Raw genomic sequence first — 16,489 nt, forward strand, 5'->3', positions numbered from 1 at the left:
GTTGCAGCAGCGCCTCAGCGCTTGTCGTTGGCCGCTTGCTGGTTTTTGAGCTGCAGCAGCGCCAGGCTTTGGTTCAGGCGCCGTACCTGCCGCTCAATACGGGTATTGACCATATCCGCATGCAGGGCCTTGATAAACAGCACACCGACTGCACAGACCAGCAGCAAGGTGGGGGAGTAACGAATCCCCAGCTCGTCGGCAAAGTGGTCCAGCAGACGCGGCCACACGCCCAGCAATACGGCCAGCAGGGCAACAGCCATCCAGAACAGGCCCAGCCGCAAATACAGCCGGTCGCCGCGGATCAGAAACAAAATCACCGCAGCAAAAAGCACACCCAGAACGGTGGTCGTAATTTGATAATTGGCCATTCCAACCTTGATTCACAGGGACATACCGAAGGCCCGGATAAGGCGCAAGCGGCGCATGCCCCATGGCGGCGTCTTTACTGCCTGAAACAGAAAATTCTTTTACCCTGCTCAAATCGCTTATTTGAACAGCCGCATGATTCTACTGTGCAGGGACGCCGGGGATTGCAGCCAAATGTCACTACAAGCCCTTTGCTTAGCGGATAGGCACGTCCGTCTTCCTCCTGACAGCCGCCTGGGTTTCGGCGACTACCGCATAAAACCCCAGTACCCGCGATAGCGGCCAATCCATGCCACACTCCCCGCCTATGTCTAGTTCCGAATGGGCCCGCAGCGCTGTTTCCGCCTTCGATCGCATGGTCAATGTCGAGGGTGGCTTTCGCTCGCGCCCCGGCCAGCGGCTGATGGCGGAGAAAGTGGCCGAGACTTTTGCAGCTGCCCAGCTGGGCAAGCTCGAAGAGGACGAGGAGCCACAGCGCGCCATTGCGGTGATCCAGGCGGGCACGGGGGTGGGCAAGTCGCTCGCCTATGCAGTGCCGGCGATTGCGATGGCACTGCAGCGGGGCACCCGGGTGCTGATCTCGACGGCGACCGTCGCGCTGCAGGAGCAGCTGGTGAACAAGGATTTACCGGCGCTGGCCCAGCAGATGGACCAGCCCTTCAAATACGCGCTGGCCAAGGGCCGGGGCCGCTATGTCTGCAAGCTCAAGCTTGAGCGCCTGGCCAGCGTGGTCCAGGGGGATGGTGCGGAGGGCGGCGAGCCCATCGACGACGATTTCTTTCCCGAAGAAGCGGCGCAGGCACGCCAGTCGCAGCGCAGCCCGCAAGAAAACGCCGCGCGCCTGCAGTTCTACACCAGCATGGCCGATGCGCTGACCACCCGGGGCTGGGATGGCGACCGCGACAGCCTGGATACGCCGCCCGAGCCCGAGGTCTGGAGCCCGGTCGCCGCCGAAGGCAGCTCCTGCACCGGCAAGCACTGCCCGGTGTTTGGCAGCTGCAGCTATTACGAAAAACGCAAGGACCTGGTCCAGGCCCAGGTGCTGGTGGCTAACCATGATCTGCTGCTGTCCACCCTGGGCGCACGCCTGCTGCCCGAGCTGGACAACTGCCTGCTGATCCTGGACGAGGCCCCCCCCCTGCCCGCCACTGCGCTGTCGCAGTTCGCCTGCGAGATGAACCTGAGCCAGCTCACCTGGATCGACAAGCTCGCCAGCCGCGCCCAGCGCGTGGGCGCCTTGGTCGAAGTCAGCGAGATTGCCGATATCCCGCGCCACTCGGGCCAGTTGCGCCAGCATTTGCAAGATTGCGCCAGGCTGCTGATGGATGAATACGGCGAGGGCATGCGCCAGCAGCTGCAGTCGGGCGGCCGGGGCCCCGCCCGCGTGCGCCTGCCGCGGGGCGAGCTGCCGCCCGCGCTGGTCGAGCCGCTGGCCCAAGCCGCGCACCATGCCAGCGCTTTTCTGGATGTGCTGCAGGCCATCTCCAAGGCCCTGCGCTCGCAGATGCGCGACCGGCCCGACGAGGCCAAGCGCCTGTCCACCTTGTATGCCCAGGTGGGCAGCCTGGCCCCGCGCCTGGAGGCCGTGCATGACACCACCCAGCTGCTGCTGCAGGATGCGCCCCAGGGCAGCGTGCCGGCTGCCAAATGGTTCACCCTGGATGTCGTGGGCGATTTTGTCGCGATCAAGGCCTATGCAAGCCCAGTAATCCCCGGCTCCACCTTGCGCCACCACTTGTGGAGCCAGGTGCGCGGCGCGGTGCTGACCTCGGCCACGCTCACCAGCGGCGGTCAGTTCGATTTCTTCTTGCGCGAGTCGGGCCTCTACAACGACCCGGCCGTCTCTACGTTGGAGGTCGCCAGCCCCTTCAACTATGCCGAACAAGGCAGCCTGATCGTCACCGAGACCCAGGCCGATCCGCGCACGCCCCAGCAGTTTGCCAACGAGATGGTCGATGCGCTGCTGGAAGACCTGGCCCAGGTGCAATCGGGTGGCCTGGTGCTGTTCACCTCACGCGAGCAGATGCGCCTGGCCGTTGATGCACTGCCCACCGCGATGCGCCAGCATGTGCTGGTGCAAAACACCTTGCCACGCAGCCAGCTGCTGCACCAGCACCGCGAGCGTGTGGCCGCGGGCATGCCCAGCATCATCTTTGGCATGCAAAGCTTTGGCGAAGGGCTGGACCTGCCTGGCGCGCTGTGCGAATCGCTGTTCATCACCAAGCTGCCCTTTGCGCCGCCCGATGACCCCGTGGATGAGGCCCGCGCCGAATGGCTGAAAAACTCGGGCCGCGACCCCTTCAGCGAGATTGTGGTGCCCGCCACCGCCATCCGCCTGGCCCAGTGGGTCGGGCGCGCGATCCGCACCGAGGTGGACCAGGCCCATGTCTACTGCTACGACAAACGCCTGGTGCGCACCGGCTATGGCCAGCGGCTGCTGGCCAGCCTGCCGCCTTTTACGCTGCAGCGCCGCACAGCCAGCACTGCTTAGAGTCGCTAAAACGACTCAGCAAACCGAAGGTTTGCGGTTGAGACTAGGCGTCCACGACTAGGCGCCGAGCCGCAGGCAGTACAGTAGTACGACAAGGCTCGGCAACGACGTATCAAGGGTTGTGTTAGCGAATCTTAGTCCTTGGCGGGCGCCTCGCCCGGGCTGCGCAGGTGCACGCCTTCGAGCGACGGTGGCACCAGCGGCGGCAGCGGCGAGGCCACCGGCGCCCCAAAGCCTTCACCGTTTTGCCAGTCGCGCAAAAAGCCCTCGATCTCTTTCTGGCTCTGGCCGACAAAGTTCCACCAGATCATCACGCCGCCTTCATAGGGCGTGCCGCCCAGCAGAATGCAGCGGCTGCCGGCGCCGCATTGCAGATCCAGGCTGGTTTGGCCATCGGGCAGGTAAACCAGTTCGTTGCTGGGGGCCGGCTCGCCATTGACCTGCACTTCGCCGTAAAGGCACAGCACCGCGTATTCAAAATCGGGCCGCAACGCCAGGCTGGCACTGCTGGCCTGCGCCGCTTCCATATCGACGGCTACCAGCGGGCTGTGCACCTCGGTGGGTGCCTGCTGGCCCAGCCAATCGCCCGCCAGCACCGTCATCTGGATGCCTTGTTCCTGCAGCCGGGGCAGCTGCGGGTAGTGCTGAAAGCGCGGCGGCATAAAGCGCTGGTCCTTGGGCAGCGCTATCCACAGCTGCACCGCATGAAAGTCCGGCTTGCCCAGGCTCTCTTCCGAATGCGCAATGCCCTTGCCGGCGGTCATCAGGTTGACCTGGCCGGGGCGGATCGGCTGCTCGCTGCCCAGGCTGTCGCGGTGCAGGATCTCGCCCTCGATCATCCAGGTGAAGGTCTGCAAACAGGTGTGGGGGTGCGGGCCCACCTGCATGCCAGGCCCGCTCTCAAAGTGCGAGGGGCCCGCATGGTCCAGAAAACACCAGGCGCCCACCATGCGCCGTCCGCGCTGGGGCAGCGCGCGCAGCACCGGCACACCGCCCACATCCGCAATGCGCCCGGGGTAATGCCGCAAGGCCTTGTTATCGATACTCATATTCCATCTCCTTCATCGGGGGCGGGAGCGCTTGCGCGAAGGGCGCGCACATTCCGCCGAAACAGACCTACACGTGACTGTCTTGCGGGTATGGTACAAACAAGTGGTGCGGACGTGATGACCAGAGAGGGCATCACTGCCACATATTCCAACGTGTTAGCGCCCGGCAGCAGCTGGCGCGACGACAGGCTCCCAGGGATTCGCTCTGGCAGCCGGTGCAACTCTCAGATTTGCCAGGTCGTGCTGGCGGCTTCCATGACTCCGGCTTGGCAACGCATGATGCCAGGCTGGAATTCGGTGCCCCCTCATTGAAAGGAGACAACCAATGACGACTCAACACTCCCACAACTACCCCGAGAACTTCAAGGCTCGCGTGGTAGGCATTGTTCAGCACCGCATCGGCGACGGTCAGCTCGAAACCATCCCAAGCCCCATGGAAGTCGATGTCTCGACGGCCATCGCCAGCTTTGTGCTGTCCTGGACCATCGAGGGCCAACCCGTGACCGTGTCGCTGGCCAAGCCCGACTTTGACTACCACATCGACCACAACAATATCGTTGTGCAATAAGAGCGACGACCACGGCCTTTGAAACCTTGCTACAGAGCTGTTAATTTCCTTAACCGCTTTGTGCATCTTCCCCAGGTTGTGTGAGCCACTCTGAACGTTTTCAAGCGCTGCAAAGCGCTTTCACCTGCATGCCGCTCTGTACGGCCTGCGCGCTTTATTGGGTGTCCGGCCAGCCTCAAGCCAGCGCTGTGACCACCCGCACCTCCCCCACCAACAACTTGTGCACGGGGCAGGCTTCTGCAATCTGCTGGAGCCGGCTGCGCTGCTCGTCGCTCAGATCACCCTCCAGGTGAATGCGGCGCACGATGTCGTTGCCCGCTGCGGCGGCGCCATCGGGGTTGAGCGCCAGCTCCACCCGCACCCCCGTCAGTGGCCAGGCCTTGCGCTGTGCATAAATCTGCACCGTAATCGTCGTGCAAGCACCCAGGGCCGACAGCAGCAGCTGCATGGGGCTGGGGGCCGTATCGCCCCCACCAACGGCCTGGGGCTCATCGCCATGCCACAGATGGCCCTGCGGATCTTGCAGATCCACGCGGTAATTGCTGTTCGTGCTCTGTGCCTGGGCTTGTGCCTGCTGCGCCATATCGGTAGATCTCCTCAATTTGATAAGGCAATATAGGCCTTTCTGCCCAAGCACGGTTGCAAACGGGCACAAAAAAACCAGCGCCGTTGCCGGTGCTGGTTGTGTGTGTCGCATGCCCCGGGCCATCGCCCGGGCACAGACCGCGCCAGGCGCTTACTTGGCGGTGACGACGCGCACCATCTCCAGGCACTTGTTCGAGTAGCCCCACTCGTTGTCGTACCAGGAGACGACCTTCACAAAGGTCTTGTCCAGGGCAATACCGGCTTCGGCATCGAACACCGAGGTGCAGGTCTCGCCACGGAAGTCGGTGGCCACGACCTTGTCTTCGGTGTAACCCAGCACGCCCTTGAGCGCGCCTTGCGACTGGGCCTTCATTTCGGCGCAGATCTCTTCGTAGGTCGCTTCGCTGTTCAGCTCCACGGTCAGGTCGACCACGGACACATCAGACGTAGGCACGCGGAAGGACATGCCGGTCAGCTTCTTGTTCAGCTCAGGAATCACCACGCCCACGGCCTTGGCAGCGCCGGTGCTCGATGGGATGATGTTTTCCAGAATGCCACGGCCGCCGCGCCAGTCCTTGTTCGAGGGGCCGTCCACGGTCTTTTGGGTGGCAGTCGCTGCGTGCACGGTGGTCATCAGGCCGCGCTTGATGCCCCACTTGTCGTTGAGCACCTTGGCCACAGGGGCCAGGCAGTTGGTGGTGCACGATGCGTTGGAGATGATCGCTTGACCGGCATAGGTCTTGCAGTTCACGCCAAACACGAACATGGGGGTGTCGTCCTTCGACGGGGCCGACAGAATCACCTTCTTGGCGCCCGCATCGATGTGCTTTTGTGCCGTTTCCTTGGTCAGGAACAGGCCGGTCGATTCGATCACCACATCGGCGCCGACTTCGTCCCACTTCAGGTTGGCAGGGTCGCGCTCTTGCGTCAGGCGGATCTTCTTGCCGTTGACGATCAGGGTGTTGCCTTCGACGGCAATCGTGCCCTGGAAGCGGCCGTGCACGCTGTCGTACTGCAGCATGTAGGCCAGGTAGTCAGGCTCGAGCAGGTCGTTGATCGCAACGATTTCGATATCGGAAAAATTCTGCACTGCAGAGCGCAGCACATTGCGGCCGATACGGCCAAAGCCGTTGATGCCTACCTTGATTGCCATAGTGATCTCCAAGTAATGAAATGCCGCATGCCCGCCGGCCTGGGCCACGCTCGCTGCCGCTGGCGCCACTTGCCGGAGGGGCCAGACCTGCCAAACCGCAGCCAGGGGCATGCTACAGAGAGCGGGCCGGGGAGGTGCGAGGAGGGGCGGTCTGATTTTGCCGCGTATTGTAGAGAACACTGGCTGGGCCCTGGAATAGTGGGCCATTGCCAGCCCAGCGCCAGCTATCGCCGGCGTGACTGCCAGCGCGCACCAGCCGTTGCCGGCCCGGGCCCCAGGCTGTGCAACAATCCTTGCCAGCACGGGCGCCCTCCCGGCATCCTTTCAACAGCCTGCAGCAACACTGCCCCAGATGGTGGGCCGCCTCACAAACGCCATGAGCCAGTCGCTCCCCTCTTCGCCTTCCAGCCTGCGCACGGCAGTCGTCATTCCCTGCTACAAGGTGACGCGCCATATCCTGGCGGTGATTGCCGAGATCGGCCCAGAGGTCGATGGCATCTACATCGTCGACGACTGCTGCCCCGACGGCAGCGGCCGCTTTGTGCAGGAGCACTGCCCCGACGCGCGCGTGCGGGTGCTGTTCAACGAGGTCAACCTGGGCGTTGGCGGCGCCGTGATGGCGGGCTACCGCGCAGCAATTGCAGACGGCTATGGCGTGCTCGTCAAGATCGATGGCGACGGGCAGATGGACCCGACCCTGGTGCCCCGCTTTGTGGCCCCCATTGCCAGTGGCCGCGCCGATTACACCAAGGGCAACCGGTTTTTCAACCTCGAAAAGATCGCCCGCATGCCACGCATCCGCATCTTTGGCAATGCGGTGCTGTCGTTCATGACCAAGTTCTCCACCGGCTACTGGAGCAGCTTTGACCCCACCAATGGCTTTACCGCCATTGCCGCCAGCACGGCCGCGCAGCTGCCGCTGCACAAGATCAGCCAGCGCTATTTTTTCGAGACCGACATGCTGTTCCGCCTGAACACGGTGCGCGCGGTGGTTCTGGACATCCCCATCGACTCGCGCTACGAGGACGAGGTCAGCAACCTCAAGATCTCCAAGGTGCTGACCGAGTTCATGAGCGGCCATCTGCGCAACTTCTGCAAGCGCATTTTCTACAACTACTACCTGCGCGGCATGTCGGTGGCCTCGCTGGAGCTGCCGTTGGGCCTGCTGCTCATCACCTGGGGCACCGTGTTTGGCCTGTTCCACTGGGTCCAGTCCATCGTCTCCAATGTGGCCACCACCGCGGGCACCGTCATGGTCAGCGCACTGCCCATCATCCTGGGCGTCCAACTCGTGCTGGCCTTTATCGCGTTCGATGTGGCGTCCGAGCCCACGCAATCGCACCGCCACGACGGCGAAGGCCTGGGCCGATAAGCACTGCCCTGCCAGCTACCGCGATCTCCCAGCAACAGGCATAAAAAAACGCAGGCTGCAGGCCCTGCGGCCCGCATCCCTGCGTTATTGGTTGCTGAGGCGCTGAGCGATTAATGCTTTTGCAGCGCCACTTGCACCGTGTTGGCCACGTTGTCGGCGGTAAAGCCAAAGTGCTCGAACAGCACGCCGGCGGGGGCCGACTCGCCGTAGGAGTCAATACCCACCACGGCCGCGCAACCGTACTTCCACCAGAAGTCGGTCACACCCATCTCGACGGCCACGCGTGGCAGGCCAGCGGGCAGCACGCTGCGCTTGTAGGCTACGTCTTCGCGGTCGAAGGTGGTCGTGCTCGGCATCGAGACTACGCGCACGGCGATCTTGCGCTCAGCCAGCAGGCGCTGGGCCTTCAAGGCCAGCTGCACTTCCGAGCCGGTGGCGATGATCACGGCTTGCGCCTTCTTGTTCAGGCCGATGTCCGAGGGCTCGGACAGCACATAGGCGCCGCGGCTGATGTTGCCGATCGCGTCGCCATTCTTGGGCGCATAAGGCAGGTTCTGGCGCGACAGCAGCAGCGCGGTGGGCTTGTTGCGGTTGGTCAGTGCCACGCTCCAGGCCACGGTGGTCTCTGCCGTATCGGCCGGGCGCCACACATCCAGGTTGGGGATCAGGCGCAGGCTGGCGGCGTGCTCGATCGACTGGTGGGTGGGGCCGTCTTCGCCCAGACCGATGGAGTCATGGGTGAACACATGCACCACGCGGCGCTTCATCAGCGCAGCCATGCGGATGGCATTGCGGCTGTAGTCGCTGAAGGTCAGGAAGGTGCCACCGTAGGGGATGAAGCCGCCATGCAGCGCCACGCCATTCATGATGGCGGCCATGCCGAACTCGCGCACACCGTAGTTGATGTGGCGGCCGATCTTGCCGTCTTCGGTCTTGACCACAGCGCCGCTGTCGTCCACGCGGAAAGCGGGGGTCGACTTGGTGTTGGTCAGGTTGGAGCCGGTCAGGTCGGCCGAGCCGCCCAGCAGCTCAGGCATGGCAGCGGTAAAGGCTTCCAGCGCCAGCTGGCTGGCCTTGCGGCTGGCCACGGTCTCGCCCTGGGTGTGGGCCTGGGCCACGGCTTCCACGGCCACTTGGGCAAACTGCTTGGGCAGGTCGCCGGCCATGCGGCGCTTCAGTTCTGCGGCCAGCTCGGGGAAGGCCTTGGCGTATTCGGCAAACTGCGCATCCCAGGTGGATTCGGCCTTGGCGCCAAAGGTCTTGTGGTCCCAGGCTTCGTAGACGTCGGCAGGGATCTCGAACGGGGCCGAGGTCCAGCCCAGCGCGGCGCGGGTCAGGCCGATTTCTTCGGCACCCAGCGGCTCGCCGTGGGCCTTGCTGGTGTCCTGGCGGTTGGGACTGCCCTTGCCGATGGAAGTCTTGCAGATGATGAAGCTGGGCTTGTCAGCCACCTTCTTGGCCTTGGCAATCGCGTCGCTCACGGCCTTGGGGTCGTGGCCGTCGATCGGGCCGATCACGTTCCAGCCGTAGGCTTCAAAACGCTGGGCGCTGTTGTCCACAAACCAGGGCTGCACCTTGCCGTCGATCGAGATGCCGTTGTCGTCGTACAGCGCGATCAGCTTGTTCAGCTTCCAGGCGCCGGCCAGTGCGCAGGCTTCGTGGCTGATGCCTTCCATCAGGCAGCCATCGCCCAGGAACACATAGGTGTGGTGGTCCACCACATCGTGGCCGGGGCGGTTGAATTCAGCGGCCAGCAGCTTTTCTGCCAGCGCAAAGCCCACGGCATTGGTCACGCCCTGGCCCAGCGGGCCGGTGGTCGTCTCCACACCGGGGGTGATGTCCACTTCGGGGTGGCCCGGGGTCTTGCTGTGCAGCTGGCGGAAGTTCTTCAGCTCGCTGATCGGCAGGTCGTAGCCGGTCAGGTGCAGCAGCGCGTAAATCAGCATCGAGCCGTGGCCGTTCGACAGGATGAAACGGTCGCGGTTGATCCACTGGGGATTGAGCGGGTTGTGCTTGAGGTGCTTGCTCCACAAGGCCACTGCCATGTCGGCCATGCCCATCGGCGCACCGGGGTGGCCGGAATTGGCTTGTTGAACGGCATCCATTGCGAGTGCGCGGATCGCATTCGCCATATTCTGATTGTTGACCATGGGAGTGGAGGAAGAAAAAAGCGACAAAGGCCGCATTTTAGCGGCCTGCCGTTCGCGGCGTCCTATACGCCAGTCTTGGCCTACGTCGGTGCAGGGCCACCGCCTACCCCAAGGGCTTGGGCAAACACTGACAATGCGCAAGCTATCGCCAATAAAATTCTATTAATATTATTTATACTGACTATCGTTTGTTAGCTACCGCTTGAAAGGATTGACCATGCAACGCACCCTCTCCACCACCGCTCTGGCCTTGACGCTCGCCCTGGCATCGCTGAGCGGCAGCGCCCTGGCCAGCACCGCCGACAAGATCGCCGCCGTGCAAGCGGCCCGCTTCGACCTGGCCCAGGCCGTCCAGAGCGCGCAGAGCCAGCATGGCCTCAAGGTGCTCAAGGCCGAGATCGATACCAAGAAAAAGCAGCCCATCTACGAAGTCAGCGGCATCAACGCCCAGGGCCGTGAGATCAAGCTCAAGTTCAGCGCGCTGGACGCCGCCAAGGTGACGGAAAACAAGGACGATGGCGCCGCCGAGAAAAAGGACACCGACCGCCTGGCTGCCGCCAAGATCGGCATCAACGATGCCATCGCCACCGCCTTGAAGCACACCCCCGGCAAGGCCATCGAAGTGGACCTGGACGACCACCTGGGCGTGCTGACCTATGACGTCAAGATCCTCAACGCGGCCAATACCGAGGTGGAAGTGCGCGTCAACGCCGTTGAAGGCAATATCCACCAGTAAGCGGCATTAAATGCAAGATGCCAAGGCCAGCCCCGTGCTGGCCTTTTTTGCGCCCGGGGTTTGGACTCAGACCAAAGCTTGCGCCATGTACTGCGCATCCTCGCCGTAGCTCAGCAAGGCCTCACGCTCCTGGGCCGACCAGGGCAGCAGCGCTGCATAGCCTTTGCGCTGCCAGTACGGCTGCGAGCCCATCACCGACACCAGCGCCGAGTAGCGCAACCCATCAGCCTGCGCCTGCTGCAGCATCGCCTGCAGCAGCGCAGAGGCCAGGCCCTCGCCAGCGCGCTCGGGCGCGACGGCCATGTCATGCAGGTACAGCGTGTCAGCAGGCGCTGCACCAGCAAAGCCGCCATGCAGCGGGGTCACCTTGCCCAGCACGGAGCGGTAGGCGGCCAGATAGGCCAGCACCTGGCCTTGCTGCACGGCCACCAGCGAGCACTGCACCGGGCTGGCCAAGCGCGCCGCATACAGCGCGGCACTCTCCATAAAGTCCGCGCCATAGCAGGCCAGCTGCACCTGCATCAGGCCCTCAAGGTGCTGCGCGGTCAGGGGTTCAAGGGACCAAAGGGGCTGGTCGTTGGAATGAAAACGCATCGGCCCATTGTCGGCGATGCGGCAGCCATCACATCAGGCCAAGGGCGCCAATGGCTGGGCGGTGGATGCTGGCACCGCCGTGCGCGCTGCATTCATCACCATCGACAGCAGGCTGTAATAGCCATTGATGCCGATCAGGTCCATCACGCCCTTGTCGCCAAACAGCTGCTGCGCGCGCGCCCAGGTGGCGTCGCTCACCTGGCGCTGCAGGTGCAGCTCGATGCAGAAGTCATGCACAACGGCCTCATCCTCAGGCATCGCATCGGGGCGGCGGCCTTGGGCCACGGCGTCCACGGTGGCCTGGCTCAGGCCTTCGCGCAGCGCAATCGGTGCATGGATGGCCCATTCCACCTGCTGCGTCCACTGGCGGGCCGTAACCAGAATCGCCAGCTCGGTCAGGCGCACGCCGATGGCACTGCGGTAGCGCAGGTACTCGCCCAGGCGCTGGGTGTGGTCCATCAGCTCGGGGCTGCGCAGCAAGGGCACAAAGGGCGATATCAGCGCGCCGCGCGGGCCATCGATGATGGGCTGGGCATAGCGGCGCTGCTCTTCGCTCCAGGCCTCGGGGGGCAGGGGCGGCATGCGGTCCTGGGAGGACGTCATCGGATGGGTTCTTTCAGATCGTTTCGGGGGCGTATTCAGGCGGCTACCGGTTGCTGGGCCAGCACTTTGTCAATCGCATCGCCCAGGCGCTCGACCACCTGGTCCAGCTCGGCCTCGCTGCTGATAAAAGGCGGCGCCAGCAGCACATGGTCGCCATGCAGGCCATCGATCGTGCCACCCATGGGGTAGCACAGCAAGCCATGGGCCAAGGCCTGCGCCTTGACCTTGGCATGCAGTTTGAACGCCGGGTCAAAGGTCGCCTTGCTTCTGCGGTCCTGCACCAGCTCCACGCCCCAGAACAGGCCCCGGCCCCGGATATCGCCGACATGCGGGTGCGCGTCAAAACGCGCATGCAGCTGCTTTTGCAGATAGGCGCCGCGTGCCAGCACCTGGGGCAGCAGCTGGTCGCGCTGTATCACCTGCTGCACTGCCAGCGCGGCGGCCGCCGCCATTGCATGGCCGATGTAGGTGTGGCCATGCTGGAACAGGCCACTGCCGCGCCGCATGGCGTCCACAATCTTGCGCTGCGCCAGCACCGCGCCAATCGGTTGGTAGCCGCCGCCCAGGCCTTTGGCAATGGTCATCAGGTCGGGGCTGATGCCCTCTTGCTCGACCGCATGCAGGGTGCCGGTGCGGCCCATGCCGCACATCACCTCATCGGCGATCAGCAAGATGCCATAGCGGTCGCAGAGCGCACGCAGGCCCTGCCAGTAGCCGGCAGGGGCGGCCACCGCGCCCAGGGTCGCGCCCACCACCGGCTCGGCGACAAAGGCGATCACCTTGTCTGGGCCCAGCTCTTGGAACTTGGCATCGATCTCGGCCAGCAAACGCTCCACATAGGCGGGCTGGCTCTCGCCGTCCAGGCGGTCGCGGTATTCATAGGCGGGGGCCACGCGCCCCACGTCCATCAGGATGGGGGCAAACTGCTTGCGCCGCCATTCATTGCCGCCCACGGCCAAGGCGCCCAGGGTGTTGCCGTGGTAGCTTTGGCGGCGCGCGACAAAGTGGGTGCGCTCGGGCTGGCCGATCTCGACAAAATACTGGCGCGCCATTTTCAGCGCGGCCTCGACCGCCTCGGAGCCGCCGGAGACAAAGTAGACATCCGTCATGCCCGCTGGCGCATGCGCGACCAGGTGGTCGGCCAGCGCCTCTTGCACCTCGGTGGTGAAAAAGCTGGTGTGGGCATAGGCCAGCTGGTCAAGCTGGCGGTGCATCGCCGCCAGCACATCCGGGTGCGCATGGCCCAGGCACGAGACCGCCGCGCCGCCACTGGCATCCAGGTAGGCCTTGCCGGCCTGGTCAAACAATTCCACGCCTTTGCCGCCGACCGCAACAAGAGGAACCTGGGCCAGAGAACGATGGATGACATGGCTCATGCGAGCACTCCTTCACAATGCGTCACCAGCCCTGCGCCGGCAGCGATACGCACAGTATAAGGATCATTTGTAATTTTTCAATATATTATTGGATCATTTGTTCCATTTCGATCTATTTCTGTTCCCAGGCTTCCCCTTCCCTCCCTCTCTCGCTATCCCTTCAACGCAAGCCGCCTACATAGCGCTTGGCGCTAGCCACCAGGCCCGGCGCAACGGCATCCGCAGCCGGCCCTGCCGCCGCAGCGGCCATGGTTGCTGCCGCCGGTGCTGGCGCGCCCGGCAAGCTGGCCGCAAAACGCAGCGCCAGCCGCTCCAGCTCCGCATCCTGGTTGCTGCGGGCATGGTTCAGCGCAAACTGGGCCATGGCCTGGCCGTAGGCGGTATCGCTGGCCATCCACTCGGTATCGGTGACCCGGCCCGTCTTGCGGCGCAGCGCCACATGCAAATGCGCGGCGATGGCCAGGCGTTCACTGTCATTCATACAAGCTCCTCCGTGGCAGAACCTGATGGATAGGCTGCGCGCCCCAGGCGGCGCAACCTGCCTCAACAAGAGGCGCTAACACGGCCCCGCACACCGCAGGTTTGCGGTGGAGACGAGGCGCAAATCCGTAGGCTGTACACCGCGTACGACAAGGGTTTGCAACGACGTATCCAGGGGCGTGTGAGCGACTCTCAATGCTGGCTTTCCTGGTGCAGGCTTTGGTCCAAGCCATCCAGCTCCTGCTGCGCCGTCACCCGCAAAGGCAGCAGCACCCGGATGATGGTCAGCAAAATAGCGGTGCCCGCTGCGCTGTAGACGGCCACCGCCGCCACGGCCACCAGCTGGTTGAGCACGGTCGCATCCACACCGGCAATGGCGCGGTCGGCAAACAAGGCGGTGAGCAGCGAGCCGGCAATGCCGCCCACGCCGTGCACGCCAAACACATCAAGCGAGTCATCCACACCCAGGCGGCGCTTGAGCCAGGTGGCGCCCCAAAAGCAGGCCACGCCCGCAATGAGGCCAATGGCGACCGCGCCGCCCACCTGCACAAAACCGGCTGCCGGGGTAATGGCCACCAGGCCCCCAATCAGGCCAGAGAGCACGCCCAGCAAGGTGGGCGCGCCGCGCACCCACCACTCCACCAGCATCCAGGACAGCGCGCCCGCAGCGGCCGCCACCATGGTCACCAGCATCGCCAGCGCGGCACGGCCATCGGCCGACAGCGCCGAGCCGGCATTGAAGCCAAACCAGCCAATCAGCAGCAGCGCGGCGCCCATCGCCGTCCAGCCCAGGCTGTGCGGCTCAAAGGCCTGGCGGCCATAGCCCTGGCGCCGGCCCAGCATGGCCGCGCAGACGAGGGCCGAGACGCCCGCATTGACGTGCACCACCGCGCCACCGGCAAAGTCCAGCGCGCCCAGCTTGTTGAGCCAGCCATCGCTCTCCCAGACCCAGTGGGCCACCGGCGCATAGACCAGCACGCTCCACAGCCCCGAGAACAGCAGCAGCGCCGAAAAGCGCATGCGCTCGACCACGGCGCCAATGATCAAGGTGGTGGTGATGACAGCAAAGGCCATCTGGAACAGCGCATAGAGCGACTCGGGCAGATGGGGCGCCAGGTGGCTGACCGACACGGTGCCCGCTGCCGCATCCAGGCGCATCGATGAGAACCAGGCCCGGTCCAGCCCGCCCAGCCAGGCGCTGGACTTGCTGAAGGCCAGCGAATAGCCCAGCGCAAACCAGGTGAGCGCCACCACGGCCGCCACCGCAAACACGGCCACCATCGTGTTGACCACGTTCTTGCGCCGCACCAGCCCGGCATAGAAGAGCGCAATGCCCGGCAGTGTCATCAGCAACACCAGCACCGTAGAGACCAAGAGCCAGGCCGTATCGGCCTTGTCAATCGCAGCCATCTGCACCATTTGCATGCCATCCCCTTTGTACGTTGTCATCCATTGCGGGTTTGTTTCAAAAGGTAGCAGTTTCTATGCCATCGGCCGGGAAAGCGCCTGGATACGGGGCCTGCAGGCATGCGCAGTGCTGGCCAGCGCTGCCGGCTAAAGCCCGATCGCACCACATCGGTGCCCTGGGCGATGGACCAGCCCCCAAAAGAAAACCGGCGCTTGCATCGCTGCAGGCGCCGGTTCTGTAGGAAGGGGTTAAAGCGGGGTTCAGTCCGCCGCCAGCACCTTGCCCGGGTTCATCAGCCCCAGCGGATCGAGCGCCTGCTTGATCGCCCGCATGGCGGCCAGCTCCTGCGAGGTGCGGCTAAAGCCCAGGTAAGGCATCTTGTGCAGGCCAATGCCATGCTCGGCCGATACGCTGCCCTGGAACTGCTGCACCAGGCCGTACAGCACGGCTTCCAGCGCCTCGTCCTCGCCATGGATGGTTTGGCTGTCGGTGGTGACATGCAGGTTGCCGTCGCCCACATGGCCAAAGAACAGACTGTGGTGGCCAGGCCAGCGCGCATCAAAGGCGGCGCGGCAGGCGGCGGCAAAGCGGCCGATGTCCACCTGGGGCAGGCTGACGTCAAAGTTCACCGGCGGGTGCATGTGCGCGGTCATCTCGGCGGGTGCCTCGCGCAGCTTCCACAGGCTTTTGGCCTGCTCGCTCGACTGCGCAATCACTGCATCCACCACCTCACCGGCCTCCATGGCCTCGCCCAAGGCCTCTTCCACCGCAGCGCGCAGCGCAGCCTCGTCCTTGCCATCCACATCGATCAGCGCCTGCAGCGGGTGCTGCTGGTCAAAGGCCGGCTGCAGCTTTTGCCACTGGATGGAGGTCTGCACAAAGTCGCTCCACATCAGCTCAAACGCGGCCACGCTGTTGCCAAAGCGGGCCTGCATGCGCGCCAGCACCGCCAGCGCCTCGTCAAAGCCGGGCAGCGCCACCATGCAGGTGGCCTTGGTCTGGGGGGCGGGCCGCAGGCGCAGCAGCACGCGGGTGATGATGCCCAAGGTGCCTTCGGCACCGATAAAGAACTGCTTGAGGTCGTAGCCGGTGTTGTTCTTCAGCATGGGCCGCAGCATCGGCAGCACCGTGCCATCGGCCAGCACCACCTCCAACCCCAGCACCTGCTCGCGCATCATGCCGTTTTGCAGCACGCCATTGCCGCCCGCATTGGTCGAGACATTGCCTCCAATCTGGCAGCTGCCGCGCGCGCCCAGGTCCACGCCAAACACCCAGCCCGCCGCCACGGCTGCTTCCTGCACCGCCTGCAGCGTGACGCCGGCCTGCACCGTCATCAGGCCGGTGCGCGCATTCACGTCCTCGATCTGCTGCATGCGGTCCATCGCCACCGCCACGCCCTGGGCGACTGGCACCGCCGCACCGGCCAGGCCCGTCAGCCCGCCCTGGGGCACCACCGGCACGCGGTGGGCATGGCAGATGCGCAGCAAGGCGCTGACCTCTTCGGTGCTGCGCGGGCGCAGCAGCGCCAGCGGCGGCACTGGCGGGGGGGCGCCCCCGG

At 64.4% G+C, this 16,489-nt stretch carries 15 protein-coding genes; 4 read left to right on the forward strand and 11 right to left on the reverse strand.

The features are described from left to right. Positions 1 to 14: 14 nt before the first annotated feature. Positions 15 to 368 carry a DUF2304 domain-containing protein gene (locus tag H928_RS0109040; protein WP_021026198.1) on the reverse strand — a complete coding sequence of 118 codons (354 nt, stop codon included), beginning with the start codon at positions 366 to 368 and terminating at the stop codon, positions 15 to 17. Between the two features lie 305 nt (positions 369 to 673). On the opposite strand from H928_RS0109040, the gene dinG reads away from it, so the two are divergent. Further along, on the forward strand, positions 674 to 2,857 hold the full coding sequence (gene dinG, locus H928_RS0109045; RefSeq protein WP_027010738.1) for an ATP-dependent DNA helicase DinG: 2,184 nt from the start codon (positions 674 to 676) through the stop codon (positions 2,855 to 2,857). A gap of 134 nt (positions 2,858 to 2,991) precedes the next feature. On the opposite strand, the gene H928_RS0109050 is transcribed toward dinG, so the two are convergent. Beyond that, the gene (locus tag H928_RS0109050; RefSeq protein WP_021026200.1) at positions 2,992 to 3,906 is read right to left on the reverse strand and encodes a pirin family protein; all 915 of its coding nucleotides are present in this window, start codon (positions 3,904 to 3,906) and stop codon (positions 2,992 to 2,994) included. Positions 3,907 to 4,231: 325 nt separating this feature from the next. Here H928_RS0109050 and H928_RS30730 point away from each other — a divergent pair, with 325 nt between their 5' ends. Beyond that, positions 4,232 to 4,474: a hypothetical protein gene (locus H928_RS30730; protein WP_021026201.1), complete on the forward strand. Its 243-nt coding sequence runs from the start codon at positions 4,232 to 4,234 to the stop codon at positions 4,472 to 4,474. A gap of 175 nt (positions 4,475 to 4,649) precedes the next feature. On the opposite strand, the gene H928_RS0109060 is transcribed toward H928_RS30730, so the two are convergent. Together H928_RS0109060 and gap are read right to left on the reverse strand one after the other, a co-directional pair. Further along, on the reverse strand, positions 4,650 to 5,057 hold the full coding sequence (locus H928_RS0109060; RefSeq protein WP_021026202.1) for an OsmC family protein: 408 nt from the start codon (positions 5,055 to 5,057) through the stop codon (positions 4,650 to 4,652). Positions 5,058 to 5,210: 153 nt separating this feature from the next. After that, the gene (gap, locus tag H928_RS0109065) at positions 5,211 to 6,212 is read right to left on the reverse strand and encodes a type I glyceraldehyde-3-phosphate dehydrogenase (RefSeq protein ID WP_021026203.1); all 1,002 of its coding nucleotides are present in this window, start codon (positions 6,210 to 6,212) and stop codon (positions 5,211 to 5,213) included. Between the two features lie 376 nt (positions 6,213 to 6,588). Between gap and H928_RS0109070 the strand changes: the two genes are divergently transcribed. Further along, positions 6,589 to 7,584, forward strand: coding sequence for a glycosyltransferase family 2 protein (locus tag H928_RS0109070; protein WP_027010739.1), 996 nt, complete (start codon positions 6,589 to 6,591; stop codon positions 7,582 to 7,584). A 110-nt stretch (positions 7,585 to 7,694) separates the two neighbouring features. On the opposite strand, the gene tkt is transcribed toward H928_RS0109070, so the two are convergent. Then, entirely contained in the window at positions 7,695 to 9,734 is a 2,040-nt protein-coding gene (tkt, locus tag H928_RS0109075) for a transketolase (RefSeq protein WP_021026205.1), read from the reverse strand. A 217-nt stretch (positions 9,735 to 9,951) separates the two neighbouring features. On the opposite strand from tkt, the gene H928_RS0109080 reads away from it, so the two are divergent. After that, the gene (locus H928_RS0109080) at positions 9,952 to 10,470 is read left to right on the forward strand and encodes a PepSY domain-containing protein (protein WP_148293103.1); all 519 of its coding nucleotides are present in this window, start codon (positions 9,952 to 9,954) and stop codon (positions 10,468 to 10,470) included. 66 nt (positions 10,471 to 10,536) lie between these two features. Here H928_RS0109080 and H928_RS0109085 read toward each other — a convergent pair whose 3' ends face one another. The 6 genes from H928_RS0109085 to H928_RS26905 form a co-directional block, all read right to left on the reverse strand. Further along, entirely contained in the window at positions 10,537 to 11,064 is a 528-nt protein-coding gene (locus tag H928_RS0109085; protein WP_021026207.1) for a GNAT family N-acetyltransferase, read from the reverse strand. A 33-nt stretch (positions 11,065 to 11,097) separates the two neighbouring features. Then, positions 11,098 to 11,667 carry a carboxymuconolactone decarboxylase family protein gene (locus H928_RS0109090; protein ID WP_021026208.1) on the reverse strand — a complete coding sequence of 190 codons (570 nt, stop codon included), beginning with the start codon at positions 11,665 to 11,667 and terminating at the stop codon, positions 11,098 to 11,100. Positions 11,668 to 11,702: 35 nt separating this feature from the next. Then, a complete protein-coding gene (locus H928_RS0109095; protein ID WP_021026209.1) occupies positions 11,703 to 13,043 on the reverse strand; it encodes an aspartate aminotransferase family protein in 1,341 nt (446 codons plus the stop codon). A 160-nt stretch (positions 13,044 to 13,203) separates the two neighbouring features. Further along, positions 13,204 to 13,524 (reverse strand): hypothetical protein, encoded by a 321-nt coding sequence (locus H928_RS33155; RefSeq protein ID WP_021026210.1) that lies wholly within the window; start codon positions 13,522 to 13,524, stop codon positions 13,204 to 13,206. A 191-nt stretch (positions 13,525 to 13,715) separates the two neighbouring features. Further along, positions 13,716 to 14,948, reverse strand: a complete 1,233-nt coding sequence (locus H928_RS0109105; protein WP_027010741.1) for an ammonium transporter — start codon at positions 14,946 to 14,948, stop codon at positions 13,716 to 13,718. Positions 14,949 to 15,191: 243 nt separating this feature from the next. Then, the coding region (locus tag H928_RS26905) for an FAD-binding oxidoreductase (RefSeq protein WP_239644924.1) at positions 15,192 to 16,489 on the reverse strand (1,298 nt) is incomplete at its 5' end.

Origin of the sequence: Comamonas sp. B-9 (assembly GCF_000410635.1) — a bacterium.
Taxonomy (GTDB): domain Bacteria; phylum Pseudomonadota; class Gammaproteobacteria; order Burkholderiales; family Burkholderiaceae_C; genus Comamonas.